This window comes from Bifidobacterium sp. RTP21102st3_E2_RTP21102_210122, assembly GCF_040916945.1.
Lineage (GTDB): Bacteria > Actinomycetota > Actinomycetes > Actinomycetales > Bifidobacteriaceae > Bifidobacterium > Bifidobacterium longum.
This window is the reverse complement of the sequence record NZ_JBCPAN010000006.1, coordinates 70685-89308: the sequence shown is the minus strand read 5'-3', so window position 1 is coordinate 89308 and position 18624 is coordinate 70685. Positions and strand designations below refer to the sequence as shown.

Here is an 18624-nt window from a genome sequence, read left to right as displayed (position 1 = left end):
CAGCAGAAGCCTCTAACATATTTGCTTATCCAAGGTATGAGAGATTTGTGGTACCTGTGGCTGGAAAAGGATAATGAGGGACTCCGAAAGGATGCTTAATGGTACGGGAGGAAAAACGGTATATCGATTCAATCGGCTTGTCGTATGTGGACGGATACTGATTATGCGCTTGGGGTTGGTGCGCGTATTGAGTGTGTGGTCGAACCAGCTGAAGATGAGTGGGGGTGTCATTGTTGACGTTCAAGAAAGCATGGCAGATACCAGGTAAATGATTTGCCCACCTTCATATTTTGCGGTTTGGGCTGACACTAAAAGATGGGGTGCGACTCACGGTTGCGCCCCATCTTTTAGTACGTCGCTGTCAGTGCCTCTTGTTGTATGCGATTTTGTTGGTGTCAATGACGAAAGTCTTGCGGTCATTCTTGGCCATGACATCCAGGATAATACCGGCGATGATGAGCAGAAGACCAGCGATGACCAGCATCACCGCGCCGATCAGCGTGGGGAAGTGGGTGACCACGCCGGTCTTGGCGAATTCGAAGGTGACGGTGCCGCAGAGCACAATGCCAACGATGCCGATGATTAGGCCCAATCCGCCGAAGAAGGGGAGGGGCTTGTATTCGCGAATCATGCGGAAGATGGTGCTCATGACCTTGATGCCGTCACCTACGGTGTCCAGCTTGGACACTGAGCCTTCGGGGCGGTCACGGTACTGGATTGGCATCTCGTAGAGTCGCAGGTTGTTGTTCAGCGAGTGGATTGTCATCTCGGTCTCGACCTCGAAGCCTCGCGAGAGCACGGGATAGGTCTTGACGAACGTGAAGTTGAACGCGCGGTATCCGGTCATGATATCGGTGACGTGCGCATTGAACAGGCCGTTGATGGAACCGCGGACCAGCCGGTTGCCGAAGTTGTGGAACGGACGCTTGTTCTCTTGGAAATAAGTGGAGGAGAGGCGGTCGCCGATCACCATGTCATAGCCTTCGAGCACCTTGGCGACTATGTCGGGCGCGGCGGCGATTTCGGCCGTGCGGTCGGTGGAGTTGTTGTCGTACACGTAGATGGCCGCGTCGGGCAGCGCCGCACGGAAGTCGCGCACCACCTTGCCGATGGTCACCTCTTCGTTATAACAAGGCAGGAGAACGGCGACGGTCTCATTTTCGCCTCAAGCAGGGGGCATTGCTATACGCGTTGACTCGTATGATGAGGACAAAATAGATACAATCCAAGCACTGTAGGAGGGGCCGTCACGCTGGCCGCCGGTCCCTCCTACAGCGTGGTTTCGATGCGGTAACGGGGGCGATGTTTGGATTCCATATAAATCTTGCCGACGTATTCGCCGACGATGCCGAGGGAGAGCATGATGAGTCCGCCGATGAGCCAGATGGAGATCATCATGGACCCCCAGCCGGCGATGGCGTGGCCGAACCCGAGCGAGACGAGCACGTACACGAACATGCCAATCGCTACCAGGATAGACAGCAGTCCGGCGCCGGTGACGAAGCTCAGCGGCTTCGTGGAGAACGAGGTGATGCCCTGAATCGCGAAGGCGATCATCTTCTTCAACGGGTATTTGGATTCGCCCGCTTCGCGTTCGCCGCGCTCGTAGTAGACTTTGCTGGTCTGGTAGCCGAGTGTGGGCACGATGCCACGCAGGAACAGGTTGACTTCGTGGTATTCGCTGAGCGCGTCGAGCGTCTCGCGGCTCATGAGACGGTAATCGGCGTGATCGGGTACCGTCTCGGCACCCATCCACTCGAACACCTTGTAGAAGGCTTCGGCGGTGGTGCGCTTGAACCATGTGTCCTTCTTGCGTGCGGAACGCACTCCGTAGACAACCTCGTCGCCGTTGCAGAATCCGTCGATGAACCCGTCGACCGCGTTCACATCGTCCTGCAGGTCGGCGTCCATGGAGATGGCGGCGTCACAGCCGTAGGCGCGCGCGGTCATGAGCCCGGCGAGGAGCGCGTTCTGATGGCCACGGTTGTGGGAGAGCTTTACGCCGCCGAACAAGTGTGCGTCGCGTTCGTGCAGATTGCGGATGATGCTCCAGGTGTCGTCTTTGGAACCGTCATCGACGAACAGGATGCGGCTTTGTTTGCTGATCCGTCCGGTTTCGGTAAGATGTGCGACTTTGGCGGCCAGCACGTCGGCCGTGTGCACGAGCCCTTCCGCCTCGTTGTAGCAGGGAAGCACAAAATACACGACCGGCTGGTCGCGGCGGTCGGCGCGCTCGCCGGAACCATCGCCACCGGCGCTCGTGATGCCCGCTTTCTGCGTGTTTGTCTCGAAGATCATCTTCCCATCCTCATACTCAGTTCGAAGCCGTCTCATCCCGGTTCCGGCCCATGCTCATGTGCTATAGATAGTTTAGCTGTTTGCGTAATGTCGTGCGTGATTTTCTCGGTTCGGTCAATTTCGATATTTACATGTTGATGCTTGCGTTCAGGTTCCTGTTGCTGTTCGGCATGCGTGTTCGTGCCGCTTGTCATAAACCGGTTCTTGATGTCATGAGCTTATCATGATGCAATCATGATAAGCTCATCATAGAGTATTTATCTTCACGTTATCATGAGATTTCAGACGTGGGTTTGAAGTCGATTGGAGGCGACTGCTTGGATCCATGTGGTCGCAACAAATAAGACAAATAAGCTGATCAAGGGGGATGATGATGTGGACGAATGACGATATCGCCGAGGTGCTGGAACATCTACGCGTCCAAGGCAACGATGACGCCCGTTTCGAGGCGAAATCCTGTGCGCGGACCATCGGCACCAGCGTGTGGGAGAGTGTGAGCGCGTTCGCCAACACCAAGGGCGGCGTGCTGTTGTTGGGAATCAGCGAGGACGGGGATTTCTCGCCTGTTCCGGGATTCGACGCCAACCATATTGCATCGCAGTTCATGGATGGTATGGGAGATGGCAATCCGCAAGGAGCGCGGTTGACGAATCCTCCGGAGTATGACGTTTCCCGATGCGAGCAGAACGGCTTGTCGTTCCTGGTCATCGACATCCATGAAAACGGCATTCAGCACAAACCCTGCTATCTTACGGCGAGAGGGCCGCAAACCGGTGGGTACCGCCGTATGGACGACAAGGATTTGAGATTGTCGCCAACCGAAGTGTTCGAAATGACCCATGCCCTGACGCCCAGTTCCGCGGATCGTATGGTTGTTCCTGAAGCCGACGTCTCCGATCTGAATGCCGAGGCGGTGGACAGGGTGCTTGCCGAGCATCGTAATTCCAAGGCGTTGCGCGGGACTGATACTCGTCTTGAGCGCATGACCAGATTGAATATGGTGAACAAGGTTGGAGAGGTGCGTCTTGCGGGACTGTTGGCCGCCGGACAGTACCCGCAGCAGTACTATCCCAAGCTGATCATTGACGTCGTCGCACATCCGGGTGTCGAGAAATCGGCGGTTGAGGGTCCGCGTTTCGTGGATCGTGTGCAATGCGACGGCAATATGCCGGAGGCAATCGAACAGGCGGTGGAGGCCATCGCCAAAAACCTGCGGGCTCCCACGTTCGTCGTGGGGGTCGGAGCCCGTACCGATAGCGAGATTCCAAAGGAGGTGCTGCGCGAGGTCGTCGCCAATGCCGTGGTTCACAGGGAATATGATGCGCAATTCCTCGGAGAATCCGTGACCGTGGACATCTACCCCGATCGGGTGGAGGTGTCGAATCCTGGCGGATTATGGGGTGGGGTCACGCTGGCCACGATCGGCAGCGGCGTGTCATGCTGCCGCAATGCGACGTTGATGCAGCTGCTTCATCAGATACCGTATGACGATGCGAATGATGTGACCGTGGAAGGCGGTGGCTCCGGCATCCCTCTGGTGATTCGCGAGATGAAATCCCGTGCACTGGGGGAACCTGTGTTCCGCGCAACTCCCGATCGGTTCACGGTCGTTCTTGGACGCTACGGCGTGGAGCAGCAGGAGAACCGTGACTGGCTTGATCATGTGGGCGTCCCCTTGACTCGTCATGAACGTATGGCGTTGCTCTTGTTGAAGAGGCATGGCGATATGACGGTTCCGCAGTTGCATGTCGCGCTGTATCTGGATTCCGACGACATCAGGGTGATTTTGCATAGATTGGTCCAAGCGAGGCTGGCCGATGAAATCGGCCCTGATCGGTACGCACTAGCGGAGAAGGTCGATGGTGAGGAGCCGAGTGGGGGCCGTAAGGGTCTTACGGCATCGGAATCCGCGATACTGTCCGTATTGTCGGCGGATAAGCCACTTGATGTCCACGAAATCGGCCGTCGCTCGGGTAAGGGCCTTCCTACGACGCGCAAGGCGTTGAGCCGGCTCGTTAAACGTGGACTCGTTCTCGCCACTGCGCCGCCGCGCAGTAGAAACAGGAAGTATCTTCTCAAAAGATAGGATGATGCCGTCGCTGGAATGTATGGCGGAGCTCCGCCGATTTTGCCCGCTTCGCTCCGTCTGTCTTATCCGCCTTGCTCATTAGACTGGAGCACGGTTGAAAACGTTGTGATTACGCCTGTTTGCGCCTGCCTGTTCCCGCGTGTGAGAGTCCGGTCGACCATCGGAACGCGTGGCGGTGTGCGGGTGCGCGGGATGGGTGTGTCAAGGAGTTACGCATGGTGGAAAAGAAGCGGTTCGACGGCTCGGATGCGATGGATACGACGGGCATGCTGCGTGCGTTGCGTGCGCGTGCAACGGCATCCGGCGCGGTGCGCGGTGTGACTGCGGCGATGGCGTCCGTCGCGGCGATGGCGATGTTGGGCGCGGTGTGCGTCACTCCGGCCAGCGCACTCGCGGATGTGAACGCCGACGCGGACGCGTCCGGCGTCCGGTCCGCGACTTCCGCGACGCGTCCGGTCGCGAACGGTGTGACGGTCGCCGATGAGACGGCTGCCGACGCGATGCCGGACAATCCGGATGCCGAGCTGCCGGACAAGGTGTCCGCCGAGATTTCCGATGACGCGACGGTGGTGTCCGAGCAATATGCGGCTACGCCGGAAGGCGAGTTGAAGGACATCGAGACGGGCGAGACGGTCACCGATCCGAAGATCGTGGGCACGGAGAGCAAGCAGCCCGATCCGTTGGCGAAGACGGATGGTGAGTCGTTCATTCCGGTGAGTGCCGCGGATGTGAAGGAGAAGGTCGCTGCGAACGGCGGTGACGTGAACGCGGTCTCCTCGAAGACGCGCGCGGCCAACGCGTCGGTGAAGCTCGCCGCGTTGCAGAACAACGAGTACGGTGCGCACTGGGGCACATACAACGGTACGCAGGCGTTCTTCGACGCGCGCAACAACCTGTTCGCCCAGCAGGCGAAGGGCGTGATCGACGTGTCCGTGTGGCAGAACACGATTGACTGGCAGGCGGTGAAGAACGCGGGCGTCGAGGGCGCGATCATCCGTCTGAGCTACGGCTGGGGCAATGGTTTCGACGCGCAGGCGAAGCGCAACATCAGCGAATGCAAGCGTCTCGGCATCCCGTTCGGCGTGTACGTCTTCTCGTATGCGGAAAGTGCGGCCGACGGTGCGTCCGAGGGCGCGGACGTGGTGAACCTGCTGCGCCAGGCGGGCGTGAACCCGGGCGACCTGAGCTACCCGGTGTTCTACGATCTGGAGAACTGGACGTACACGGGGCACAGGAGCCCGACGAGTCCGAGCGTGTACGACGGCATCGTCAACTCCTGGTACGGCAAACTGCAGGCGGCCGGTTACAACAATCTGAGCGTCTACTCGTACACGAGCTACCTGAACAGCGCGCTCAACAGCTCCAACATCCACGGCAAGACCCGTTGGGTCGCCCAGTATGGCTCCACCATGCAGTACACCGCGTTCCCCACGAACGACCGCGGCTGGCAGTACACGAGCAGTGGACAGATTAGCGGAATCACGGGGAACGTGGATTTAAACGCGTTCGGGTACCGGACTCCGACCACACGATATCGGGAAGTGCTCATTGACGGAAAGTGGTATTACATCGACGCGACGACGGGCAAGAAGGTCACCGGTTGGCAGTGGTTGTCGTCGAGCGGCGGCAAATGGGTGTACTACGATCCGACCGATGGACACATGCTGTATGGCGAGCAGAAGATTGCCGGCAAATGGTATTACCTGGACCCGGGCACGGGGGCGCGCGTGACGGGGTGGACGTACCTCAAGGGTGACGTGAACAAGTGGACCTACTATGGTCAAGATGGTGCCATGCTGTATGGCGAGCAGAAGATTGCCGGCAAATGGTATTACCTAAACCCGGTTAGCGGTGCGAGGATGACCGGTTGGGTTGTATTGCCGGACGGCAGGAATGTATACTACTCCCCCTACATGGTTTATGGGGAGCAGAAGATTAATGGTGCTTGGTATTACCTGGATCCGGTGACCGGCGCTCGCAAGCAGGGCTGGCAGCGGCTGAAATCCAACGGCGGTAAGACCGTGTATTACGGTTCCGACGGAAAGATGGCATACGGAGAACAGACGATTGACGGGAAACAGTATTATCTGAAACTTGGTACCGGTGCACGTTTCGCCGGATGGCGACGAGTCGTGACTACGCGTGACCATCGTGGCGATAAGTGGGTGTACTACGGTTCAGATGGCGCGATGCTGCACGGAGAAGGAAAGGTGTCGGGTTACTGGTACTTCTTCGATGATGTCACCTCCAAGTCGAACGGACGTGTGACGTACGGGTGGAAAAACCTCGGCTCCAAAATCGTGTATTACAGCTGGCCTGAAGGCAAGATGCAGTATGGGGAGCAGAAGATTGGCGGTGCTTGGTATTACCTGAATCCGATGACCGGCGCTCGTAAGACAGGCTGGCAGTATCTGAATTCCAATGGGGGCAAGACCGTATACTATGGCTCCGATGGAAAGATGGTGTATGGCACGCAGTATATCGACGGGCAAAAGTACTACTTCGACCCGGTGACCGGAGCGAAGCGGTAGGAGTGTGCAAGGGGTTCTGGGCCGTTATCTCGGTTTCAAACCCCTTGCAATAAGTGGAATTATTTAGATTGTACTTTAAGTTGGCTGTAAATCATTTTGCGATTAGTGAAGATGGTATCATGCCATCCTGCAGCTGCGTAAGGTATCAGCAGCAAGAAATAGGGGAGCACATAATCCGATTTAGTTTCCCAGAATAGGTGGAAAGTGAATCCACCAAGAAATATCACAATCAGAGTAATTTGTTTAGTGGTCAAGCCCCTCCATCTAAAGATAAGACAATAGGATGCGCCAATATAGATAATATTCTGTATAATGTCGCAATATACTATATATATGGCGTGCAACCCGCCACGCATTATCTCATGCTCTAGCTTTGATTGTGTTAGGTCCGCACGCTCTCCGCCGGTGCCGCCATATGAAATCCATAGGGACTGAAATGTTGGCTCAGCCCATGTAGTGGCTACCTTTCGAGTGAAAAAATGCGCAGCATATAGGGGGTCCTGTGTGAATGTCTGGATGCGTTGGGCTATAGCCTCCTTTGCCATTGCATCTACCTGATTATTGTCGTGAGGAGCTTCCTTGTAAATGTTTACAACATAATTGTTGTACCATCCTGGCGCACGGTCGCGAGACTCTTGTAGGCCCATGGCAATCCAAGCCGTTTTGGGGGTCGGGTTGTCCAAAGGAACGTTGATTCGACTTTCCATAAGGAAGATCGGTATCGCCGAAGCCGCTATATATGCGACTGCCCCCAATATGATGAATGTGATGACTAGAACGCGTTTATGCGCAAACAAGATGACAAGCCATATAAGTTCGATCCCGATAAGGAAGATGAGACTGTTGGGCTTAAACCAGAGTGCAACGAAGAGACAAGCCGCTGACAATGTGCCGTACGCAAGACGTTTTCTTATGTCGTCGCTTGCTTGAATGGCAGCCATCTGGAGCAGGCAGGCAAGGAGACAAAACGCGAGCGACGGTATGTTGCCATAAATAAATGTCGCGAATAAAATGAGGGGGAGGAATGCCGTGGACAATACAATGGTCGTTTTGGTGACGGCATCATTCTTGAACATTCTCTCCGTGATTTTACATAGAGTTTTCAATGAAACTATAATCATCAGGAGATTAAAAAGGCGAATCGGCAACATGTTGTTCATGCCGAAAAGTTGCCCCATTAGAGTGCAGAATAATATATACCCGGACTGGAATGGATATTGTTGTAGGTAGTCATTTGCATGCAGATTTCCCAAATCGTTGTTTTGTAGCCATATTGATAACGTGATTGAGGTGCCTTGATCTGCGACTGGAGATGTGGTTGCAATTGATAGCCAAGTCAATCCGATGAAAAGAGCTGTATAGGTCTGTATCCTATAGAACGTTTTCAACGAGGGAAGTCTCTTGAATTTTAAATGTTTGCCCGTATAGTAGGCTGCCCCCGCGAGAATGAAGAAGCCTACGGTTCCCGCGATGCTGTATTTGAGAGAATTTGTAGGCTTTTCAGAGTAATCCAAGGGGAAAATTATCGTATGAAATAGAGCGGCAATTCCTAGACAGGTGACAATCAGTGCGGCAAGGAGTGTGATAAATCGATTGAAAATGTCTTCTATTTTAAGATGCGTGTTTTCTTGCGTCGTTTTATTCATTAATGTTGCTCTTCACATCTGTATAATTATCATGTTGTCTTATAGGGGAACGTGTTGTGTAAGGGCTGATTGGGATTGCTGCCAAATCCTCGATTGCCGTTAACCTGAACCGTGTTAAGCCAACTCATGGCATCGCGTTTATTGGTTGTTGCGATATGGTGCAGCATCGCGAGGCGGAAGAGGATGGGGCCAATGCCTTTTTGCATAGGCGAACCTGTTGGCATCCACTATAAAGGTTTTGCGGTCGTTCTTGGCGATCACGTCGAGGATGATGCCGGTGACGATGAGCAGGAGGCCTACGATGACGAGCATGATGGCACCGATCAGCGTGGGGAAGTGGACGACCATGCCGGTGCCTACGAATTCGGCGGTGACCCATCCACACAACATGATGCCGATGATGCCGATGATCAGGCCGAGGGTGCCGAAGAACGGCAGCGGCTTGTATTCGCGGATCATGCGGAAGATGGTGCTCATCACCTTGATGCCGTCGCCTACCGTGTCCAGCTTGGATACGGAACCTTCCGGCCTGTCGCGGTACTGGATGGGCATTTCGAACAGACGCAGGTTGTTGTTCAGCGAGTGGATGGTCATCTCCGTCTCGACCTCGAAGCCGCGCGAAAGCACGGGGTAGGTTTTGACGAACGTGAAGCTGAACGCGCGGTATCCGGTCATGATGTCGGTGACGTGCGCGCGGAACAGGTGGTTGATGGAGCCGCGCACGAGACGGTTGCCGAAATTGTGGAACGGGCGCTTATTCTCCTGGAAGTATGTGGAGGAGAGGCGGTCGCCGATCACCATGTCGTAGCCTTCGAGCACCTTGGCGACCATGTCGGGCGCGGCGTCGGCGGGATAGGTGTCGTCGCCGTCGGCCATCACGTACACGTCCGCGTCGATGTTTTCGAACATGGAGCGGATGACGTTGCCCTTGCCTTGACGCGGCTCTTTGCGTACGATGGCGCCTTCCGCTGTGGCGATCTCGGCGGTGCGGTCGGTGGAGTTGTTGTCGTACACGTAGATGGCCGCGTCGGGCAGCGCCACACGAAAGTCGCGCACCACCTTGCCGATAGTTACCTCTTCGTTATAGCAGGGCAGGAGAACGGCGATGGATGGATTCTTCTCTTCAAGCATGGGTACCACTATATCCTTCTTGCTGGAGTATCTTGCAGATTGCTACGCCGAGAAAAGGGGTGCGCTACAACGTTATCAGTGGCCCGCATCGCATATGTGGAGAGTGGAATTCTCCGTATCCATTGGAGATTGTGGGTAGAGAATGGATACGAAGAACCCCCGACGTCGTGAACTAAAGCTCGGGTATCGTCTAGTCACAATTCCTTAAGCGTAAGTAAGGGAATGGTGGCAATCAGCGGTAGCGTGAAGAAAAGCGGCACTACATAGCGCACGCACATCACTGGCGCCAAAGCCAATGTCGCCCAATACAGGAGCGGGAAAGCCCAAGCGATGAGCAGGACCTTATTCCCTTTGCGCTTGATCAGAAGAATCACGGAAAGCAGTAATGCCAAAAACGGCAGAGCCGGGGATACCCAAACCGTCAACAACGGGTGTCCGCGGAACATGTTCCAGGTTCCGGCATAGAGCCATGCAAGATATCCCGGCAATTTGGTGGTCTCATTGTAGTCGGACACCTGATTCGTTGATCCGCCGGCATCAATGGTTTTGCCGAATTCATTCCACGGAGACAATCCGGTCCAACGGTTCACTGCCGAGCTCGTAGGGTATAGGTACCCGATTTCACCCCAAAGGAAAGCACGGACGTAATCGGACATGTGACCTTTCATCACAGAGAAGTACATCCTGACGTATCCCAAGGGATCCGAGTTGAAAGCCTCATCCAACAATGCCGCTTTAGCGGGGTCGGAAATCGGAGCCAAATAGCCGGACCCCGTTTCCGTATCGTAGAACATGCCAATAGGGGTAGGATCCCAAGGCTTGTCTGTGGTGCGTCCAGCCTCGAGGGCATCCAAGTCATAATAGGCGCCGATGCCCTGTATCTGCTCGTTCGTCAACGTGTCATAGTCGTACATATAGGTACGTGCAATTTGCTGAGAAGGCACGGACAGCATCTCTCGTGCGGAATCCGCGCGCGTGGTTGCGGTATTCGCGACCACACCGGAGAAGGCGGCCGATAAGATGAAAACCATTGCGATAGAGATCAACGCGGTCAGTCGTCGGCGCCACTGCCTCAAGAATGGCAGAGCAATGAGCATCACGATGATGGCCACATATACACCCTGCTTACGCATAAGGCACATGCCGAGTACGGAGAGTACCCACTTCGTGGCAAATGGCACTGAAGCTAGTGCTTCCGGAGTGCGGAGCATCTCAATCAGTAACGTCACCGTAAGGATGAAGAAGACAGCGAATAGGGAATCCTTGGCAGTGGTCACCGCATATGTCTGAATCACGGGATTGAACACCGTGATTCCATTCGCGAGCAGGACCAGCCATATAGGAGCGCCCCATTCGATAATCTTATTGGCTGCATACGCCATCGCGAAAGCAAGGGCCAACGCCTGCAACAGGCAGAATAGTGATACTCCCGCGTTGTATGAGCCGAACAACAGATTGCCAAGCTGCATAAGACCGACAAGCAACAATGTATGCGCTGCCGGCCAATGCAGATCGACAACGCCATCATTCAGAAGATACGTTGCCTGAATCGGGCCGTCGCTCGAATAGTTGCCGGGATAGAATGCAAGAAATGCGGGTATCCACAAGACGAAGATAGTGATGCCGAACAGCGCAACGCGTTTGTATGCGGTGAGATTCGTCAACCACAATGAGAATCTTGACGGAGATACCTCGATGCCTTTATGGCCGTCTTGATACCAATTCCACAGAACCAGTATCGCGGCAATTGCTATGGCTGCGGCGCAGCCATAGCAAAAGCCGCGAATCCAAAGCCAACTGTCTTTGAAGGACATCAGTCCTAAAGACCCATAAAAGGATCTGCCTACGGAAAACACCATACCGAGGGCAAAACCAATAATGGCTGACGCTACGACATCGATGCTCGTGAGTGAAGCCTTGGCCTGAGAAAGAATCTGATTGCTTGTTTTCAGAATCAACGGTTCTCCCTCTTATACTCACGGTTAAGCGTCTGATAGATAATGCCGAATTGCAGATTCGGATTCTCAAACGGCGCTTTCACAGTGAAGGCTTCCGGCCAACGGCTCATGAACTTGCCGCGCTCCTTCTTGAAGCGGATGGCCTTCTCGCCGGAGGCATCCGATCCGCGGGACACGGACTCGTAATGGTGGAGTTCGGCCGTGGGCACGAACACCACGCGCAACTGTTCACGAATCACCTTCAGGCAGAAGTCGACATCGTTGTAGTTCACCGCAAGCTCCTCGGTCATGCCATGAACCTTGTCGAAGGCCTCCTTGCTGACCATAAGGCATGCGCCAGTGACCGCTCCCAGATCACGAGCCAGCATGGTGGCTTCGAAATTGCCGGGATAGTTGCGGGACATCTGGTAGTACAGGTGGCCGGGGCCGTCCGGGCCGAAGCTGATGCCGGCATGCTGGATGGTGTTGTCCGGGAACAACAGCTTGGCGCCGGTGATTCCCACATCCTCACGCATGCAAGGTCCAAGCAGCTCCTCAATCCAGTTCGGAGTGATGACCTCGGTATCGTTGTTGAGCAGCAGGTAGTAGTCGCCTTGTACCTGCTCGGCTCCGAAGTTGATGATGCGGGAGAAGTTGAAGGACGTCATACCTTCCAACTTCACAACCCTCACATGCGGGTCATCCTGTTGTGCCATCTCATAGTATTCGAAGGTGAACGGGTCCACGCTGTTGTTCTCCACGATTACAATCTCGTAGTTGTCGTAGGTCGTGAATTTACGAATCGAGGACAGGCAGTTGTGCAGAACCGGCACAGCATCCTTGTTCGGGATGATGATGGACACCAACGGGTGATCGCCGAGGCTGTAATCGACCTTGAAACGACGCGGCATAAGTGGTGAATCAACGACCTTGCCCTTGATGCCGCATCGCTCCAAATGCGTTTCGACGGAAAGACGGCTGCTGTCGAGCGTATAGTCCTTCTGGTCGGCACGAGCGGCGGTCGACTGGCTGTGGACGCGCCAATGATAAAGCACGCGAGGCTCATGATGCACGTACCGCGACTGCTCGCCGATGCGGAACGTCATATGCCAATCCTGCGAGCCGTCATACTCCTTGCCCGGCAATTCGAGCTTGTCCATGATGGACTTGCGTACGGTAAGGAAATGGCACACGTAGTTCATGCCCAACAGCAGATCTGGATTCCACTCGGTCTTGAAGAACGGCTCTCGATACTTGCCGTTGTCCAGCTTGTCCTCATCGCAATACAGCATGTCCGTGTCGGGATGCTCGTTGATGGCTCGCGTGTAGCAGAACAGCGCATCCGGCTCCAGTACGTCATCATGATCTAGGAAGCACAGGAAATCACCCGAAGCGATCTTGATTCCCTCATTGGTGTTCAGTGTGATGCCCTGGTTCTTCTCCAAGGTCACATGCTGAATACGATGGTCTTTCGCGCACAGTTCGTCCACGGCCTGATTGAGGTCGGCGACTTCCGGAGAAGCGTTCACCAGAAGCAGCTCCCAATTCCGGTAGGTCTGCTTCATGACGGAGTCGGCCATAGCATGCAGGAACTGAATCGGCGTCTTATACAACGGCACGATAATGGAATACTTCGGCTGGACATCGAAAACCGTGCGCTGCTGAATCTCCAGCTCGTTAGCCGAAGCGCGCTGGCGGGTACGGAACCACTTATCGTAATCGCCAGCGGCACAGGCCGGCTCCGTCTGTGTGGCCCACTGGTGGCGCATCAAGTGCGTTTGCGGCGGCAAAGAGCACAGGAACGAATCCTGACGGTCGCTGTCCGGGAACTTCACCCAGACGATGAACGTATCGACTTGGGGGATATGCAGCGAATAGGAGATCTTACGCACGCGCAATCCGGGAAGAGCCGGATCGGTGTCGAGCTCTTCGCCCATGCAAATCCAATCGCCCATGGAAATCTGGTTGCCTTGGCCGTCGAGCGCGATGATATCCACATAATCCTTCGCGCTTTCATCGCCTACCAGCGGAACGGAGACATGGCCGTGGATGATGTCTGTGGCATCGAGGTTATTGATAAGTGCATCCACAACAACATGTGAATCACCCAATAGCATCGCTTTATCGCAATTGCGAATCGTCGAAGCCTCCGCGTTATGCGACAGCCTATTGACATAGGACATCAGCTGCGCGGCTCGCCTGTTGAACGTTTTGGAACCCTGCGCGCGCGTGCGTCCATCCGCGTCCACCGCGCTCACGGACACCGTCTGAGATTGCGCGACGATGGGAAACACCGCGACCGGGCCGCTGGCGGCCTGTACGACCTTCGCAGGAACCTGCTTGCCGTCGGACGTGGTCGAGCTGATGCGGAACTGCCAATCGTCGGAGAGATGTTCCACGTGAATCGCGGAATAGATTTTGCCCGGTCCGCGCACCGTCGCGTCGAAATTCAGCGTTTCGATTTCGCCGGTGGTGCCTGTTGCAGTGGCAGGCCGCTGTCCGTCATCGGTGTTGCGGAAGTAGACGCGCTGCAGATCGATGCCGTCATAGCCCTTGTCATACAGATACGTGAGGTACATGCCGCAAATGCGCTCTCCAAGGTAGCCGGAGACACGGCGAGCCACCGGAGAATAATGAGAGAAGTCGCGCATCTTCTCGTGCGTGGACAGCACGTCGAACAGGAACGCGGAGTATGCGCGGAACAGTTCGCGACGCATCACGAACATATTGCAGACATATACCTTCGTCTGGTTGAGATACTTCTGCGCGCTCGGCCAGATATCCGGGTACTTCAGACGGATGTTATCCATCACGGTATCAAGGTCTTCGATATGGTGGCCGAAGGAATCCCGGTACTGTTCGTAGACGGTGGTTTTCTCCAACGCTTCGATCGGTTCGGGGGCGATGAAATCATGGGCGGTGATGACCTTGCGCATGGCTTCCTCATTGAAGTCGATTCGCTGCAACGTCTCATCGTCATTGCGGTCGAACGTCACATCACCGAAAATGAACGGCTCGTGATGAATCGGATATTCGGTTTTGGAGAAGTTGAAGTACCTGCGGTAGTGCAGGAAGCCGTAATAATCCGCGTCGGTGTTCTGCCAAGCCCAATACTGGCCGGTCAGCTCGCAGTAGGAGCGGTTCTTCTCGGAGATGGAATCGCCCTCATCATCATGCAGCAGATTGGGCATCCGGGAAGCGGCGAGAGCCGCTCCCACCTGAATGGGCTGCAGCAGGGCATTGTCGGGAATATGCGTGTCCAGTTTATGACAGGAGACGAACAGCTTGATGTCTTCAGACATGGATGAGCTACTTTCTTTCGCTGACAGATGCTGTGTCTAGGATACGTCGTTCCCTCTATGTGAGGAATCGACCGGAGCAACGGCCACAGAGGCTACACGTCACCGATGTCGTCCGTACGGGCGCAACGGTACCATAGTGCCCATGGCTGATGAAGTGTTTACTCCTCATAACATCATTGTGACCGGTGGCTGTGGGTTCATCGGGTCGAATTTCGTTCATTACGTGTACAACAACCATCCGGACGTGCATGTCACGGTGCTGGACGCGCTGACGTATGCGGGCAACCTGGAGAACATCAAGGGCATCCTGGGCGACCGCGTGGAGTTCGTGCACGGCAACATCTGCGACGCCGAGCTGCTCGACAAAATCGTGCCGGGGCATGACGCGATCGTGCACTACGCGGCGGAATCCCACAACGACAACAGCATCGCGAACCCGGAGCCGTTTTTGAAGACCAACGTGGAGGGCACGTTCCGCCTGTTGGAGGCGGCCCGCAAGTACGATGTGCGCTACCACCACGTGAGCACGGACGAGGTGTACGGCGACCTGGCCCTGGATGATCCGAACAAGTTCACGGAGGAGACCCCGTACCATCCCTCGAGCCCGTATTCGTCGACGAAGGCGAGCTCGGACCTGCTGGTGCGCGCCTGGCACCGCACGTTCGGCATCCGCGCCACGATCAGCAACTGCAGCAACAACTACGGCCCATACCAGCATGTGGAGAAGTTCATCCCCCGCCAGATCACGAACATCCTCGAGGGATTGCGCCCGAAGCTGTACGGCAACGGGGAGAACGTGCGCGACTGGATCCACACGGACGACCACTCCACCGGCGTGTGGACCATCCTGACCAAGGGACGCTTGGGTGAGACGTATCTGATCGGCGCGAACGGGGAGCGCAACAACATCACGGTGCTGCGCGACATCCTGACCGTGATGGGCCAGGATCCTGACGCATTCGACTGGGTCAAGGACCGTCCCGGCCACGACCGCCGCTACGCGATCGACAGCACGAAGCTGCGGACCGAGCTCGGCTGGAAGCCGACGCACACGGACTTCCAGAAGGGCCTGGAACAGACCATCAAGTGGTACACGGACAACCGCGACTGGTGGGAGCCCGCGAAGGCCGCTACCGAAGCCAAGTACAAGCAGCAGGGACAGTGATCGGGTATGGTGTTTGATTTCGAGAAGGAGCTGAAGGTCACGGAGACGAACATCCCGGGGCTTTTGGTGTTCGATCTGCCGGTGCATGGCGATAACCGCGGCTGGTTCAAGGAGAACTGGCAGCGTGCGAAGATGACCGCGTTGGGCCTGCCGGATTTCGGTCCGGTGCAGAACAACATCTCGTTCAACGCGACGAAGGGCGTGACGCGCGGCATCCATGCGGAGCCGTGGGATAAGTACATCTCGATCGCGGCGGGTGAGATCTTCGGCGCGTGGGTGGACCTGCGCCCGGGCGAGTCGTTCGGTCAGGTGTTCACGACGCGTCTGGACCCGTCGAAGGCGATCTACGTGCCGCGCGGCGTGGGCAACAGTTTCCAGGCCTTGCAGGACGGGACCGTGTACACGTATCTGGTGAACGCGCATTGGTCGCTGGAACAGAAGAAGACGTACACGTTTGTGAACCTCGCGGACCCGGAGCTGGGCATCGAGTGGCCGATCCCGTTGGAGGAGTCCGAACGCTCCGAGGCGGACCTGCATCATCCGATGCTCAGGGATGCGAAGCCGATGGAGCCGAAGCGCACGCTGGTGACGGGCTGCAACGGCCAGTTGGGCCGTGCGGTCCGCGCGTACGCGGAGGCGCATGGTCTGCGTGGTTTCGAGTACACGGACATCGACGAGTTCGACTTCTCCGATCCGACCGCGTACGACAAGTACGATTGGAGCCTGTACGGCACGATCATCAACGCGGGCGCGTACACGGCCGTGGACAGGGCGGAGACCGCGGAGGGCCGTCCGGTGGCGTGGAAGGCGAACGCGCAGGGCCCGGCCCTGCTCGCGAGGGTCGCGAAGGACCATCACATCACGCTGGTGCATGTGAGCTCCGACTACGTGTTCGACGGCACCGCGGACCTGCATTCGGAGGATGAGGCGTTCGCGCCGTTGGGCGTGTACGGGCAGACGAAGGCTGCGGGCGACATCGCGGTGGCGAACGCGCCGGAGCACTACATCCTGCGTTCCAGCTGGGTGATCGGCGAGGGCCGCAACTTCGTGAAGACGATGATGATGCTGTCGGACCGTGTCGCGAACCCGGACGACCAGCTGGAGCAGGTGACGGTGGTGGACGACCAGTACGGGCGCCTCACGTTCACGAAGGACATGGCCGAGGCGATCTTCCACCTGCTGGACTCGCATGCCCCGTACGGTACGTACAACTTGACCGGTTCCGGCGCGGTGAGGAACTGGGCGCAGATCGCGTCCCGCGTGTTCGAACTGACGAACGGCAACGGGGAGAAGGTCAAGCCGATCAGCACGGCCGAGTACTTCGCGAACGCGAAGGCGCCGGTCAGCCCGCGTCCCGAGCATTCCGCGCTCGACCTGTCCAAGATCAAGGCCGCCGGCTACACGCCCGCCGACTGGGAGGAAACCCTCGAAGCATACGTGAACAAGGAACTCGGCAAGTAGGACAGATAGGACAAACCGGAAAGGTCTGTCAGCCCATTCCGACGGCCTGATGTCAGTGTGAAAACCGCGCAGAATGACCTGCGCGGTTTTCTGTTTCGCCACTGTCTTGGCTAAGCTGGTGTGAGCTGATTACGACTGTGAAGAAAGCAGGTCCTTATGAAAGGCATCATTCTCGCCGGTGGTTCGGGTACGAGGCTGTATCCATTGACGACGGTGACATCGAAGCAGCTGCTCCCGGTGTACGACAAGCCGATGATCTACTATCCGCTGAGCGTGCTCATGATGGCCGGCATCCGCGACATCCTTATCATCTCCACGCCGAAGGACCTGCCGAACTTCGAACGCCTGCTTGGCGACGGTAGCCAGTATGGCGTGAAATTCTCCTATGTGGTGCAGCCGTCCCCGGATGGTCTGGCACAGGCGTTCCTGTTGGGCGAGGAGTTCATCGCGGGTGAGCCGTGCGCGCTCGTGCTGGGCGACAACATCTTCTACGGCAACGGTCTGGGCGCCACGTTGCGCAAGGCGAAGGCGAAGGCGGAGAACGGTGAGGGCGCGTCCGTGTTCGGCTACTACGTAGACGATCCGGAACGTTACGGCGTGGTCGAGTTCGACGCGGACAAGAAGGCCGTGTCCATCGAGGAGAAACCCAAGCATCCGAAGTCGAACTACGCGGTGACGGGCCTGTACTTCTACGACGAGCGCGTGGTGGAGTTTGCCAAGCAGGTGAAACCGTCCGCGCGAGGCGAGTTGGAGATCACCGACCTGAACAAGATGTACCTAGAGGCGGGCGCGTTGAACGTGCGCACGCTGGGCCGCGGGTATGCGTGGCTGGACACGGGCACGATGGACTCCCTGTACGAGGCGGGCGAGTTCGTGCGCACCGTGCAGCGCGCGCAGGGCCTGCCCATCGCCGTGGCCGAGGAAATCGCCTATGAGAACGGCTGGATTACCCGCGAGCAGCTGCTTGAGGCCGCCGAGAAGTACGGCAAGAGCCCGTACGGCAAGCATCTCAAGGATGTGGCCGACGACAAGATCATCGTTAAGCCGAAAGCTGCCTGAAGCCG

General features: G+C 56.6%; 11 protein-coding genes. 5 read left to right on the top strand and 6 right to left on the bottom strand.

The window, feature by feature from the left end; genetic code table 11:
- Nucleotides 1-361: 361 nt before the first annotated feature.
- Nucleotides 362-1138, bottom strand: a complete 777-nt coding sequence (locus tag AB5287_RS08065; protein ID WP_131206656.1) for a glycosyltransferase — start codon at nt 1136-1138, stop codon at nt 362-364.
- A gap of 131 nt (nt 1139-1269) precedes the next feature.
- Nucleotides 1270-2298, bottom strand: a complete 1029-nt coding sequence (locus AB5287_RS08060) for a glycosyltransferase family 2 protein (protein WP_117717333.1) — start codon at nt 2296-2298, stop codon at nt 1270-1272.
- A 373-nt stretch (nt 2299-2671) separates the two neighbouring features.
- On the opposite strand from AB5287_RS08060, the gene AB5287_RS08055 reads away from it, so the two are divergent.
- Together AB5287_RS08055 and AB5287_RS08050 are read left to right on the top strand one after the other, a co-directional pair.
- Nucleotides 2672-4384, top strand: coding sequence for an ATP-binding protein (locus AB5287_RS08055; protein WP_225724290.1), 1713 nt, complete (start codon nt 2672-2674; stop codon nt 4382-4384).
- A gap of 218 nt (nt 4385-4602) precedes the next feature.
- Nucleotides 4603-6918 carry a GH25 family lysozyme gene (locus tag AB5287_RS08050; RefSeq protein ID WP_115772230.1) on the top strand — a complete coding sequence of 772 codons (2316 nt, stop codon included), beginning with the start codon at nt 4603-4605 and terminating at the stop codon, nt 6916-6918.
- A 59-nt stretch (nt 6919-6977) separates the two neighbouring features.
- On the opposite strand, the gene AB5287_RS08045 is transcribed toward AB5287_RS08050, so the two are convergent.
- The 4 genes from AB5287_RS08045 to AB5287_RS08030 all read right to left on the bottom strand — a co-directional run bounded on the left by AB5287_RS08045 (nt 6978) and on the right by AB5287_RS08030 (nt 14934).
- Entirely contained in the window at nt 6978-8564 is a 1587-nt protein-coding gene (locus tag AB5287_RS08045; protein WP_368221003.1) for a hypothetical protein, read from the bottom strand.
- A gap of 138 nt (nt 8565-8702) precedes the next feature.
- Entirely contained in the window at nt 8703-9695 is a 993-nt protein-coding gene (locus AB5287_RS08040) for a glycosyltransferase family 2 protein (protein WP_007057451.1), read from the bottom strand.
- 194 nt (nt 9696-9889) lie between these two features.
- The gene (locus AB5287_RS08035; RefSeq protein ID WP_007057498.1) at nt 9890-11653 is read right to left on the bottom strand and encodes a DUF6020 family protein; all 1764 of its coding nucleotides are present in this window, start codon (nt 11651-11653) and stop codon (nt 9890-9892) included.
- Nucleotides 11650-14934 (bottom strand): DUF4422 domain-containing protein, encoded by a 3285-nt coding sequence (locus AB5287_RS08030; RefSeq protein ID WP_368221002.1) that lies wholly within the window; start codon nt 14932-14934, stop codon nt 11650-11652. Before AB5287_RS08030 ends, AB5287_RS08035 begins: the two co-directional genes overlap by 4 nt.
- Nucleotides 14935-15076: 142 nt before the next feature.
- On the opposite strand from AB5287_RS08030, the gene rfbB reads away from it, so the two are divergent.
- From rfbB to rfbA, 3 genes are all read left to right on the top strand, one after another.
- Complete coding sequence (gene rfbB, locus AB5287_RS08025; protein WP_022527912.1) at nt 15077-16099, top strand: dTDP-glucose 4,6-dehydratase; 1023 nt, start codon at nt 15077-15079, stop codon at nt 16097-16099.
- A 6-nt stretch (nt 16100-16105) separates the two neighbouring features.
- Nucleotides 16106-17560 (top strand): sugar nucleotide-binding protein, encoded by a 1455-nt coding sequence (locus AB5287_RS08020; RefSeq protein WP_368221001.1) that lies wholly within the window; start codon nt 16106-16108, stop codon nt 17558-17560.
- A 156-nt stretch (nt 17561-17716) separates the two neighbouring features.
- The gene (rfbA, locus tag AB5287_RS08015; RefSeq protein WP_022527910.1) at nt 17717-18619 is read left to right on the top strand and encodes a glucose-1-phosphate thymidylyltransferase RfbA; all 903 of its coding nucleotides are present in this window, start codon (nt 17717-17719) and stop codon (nt 18617-18619) included.
- Nucleotides 18620-18624: the final 5 nt, after the last annotated feature.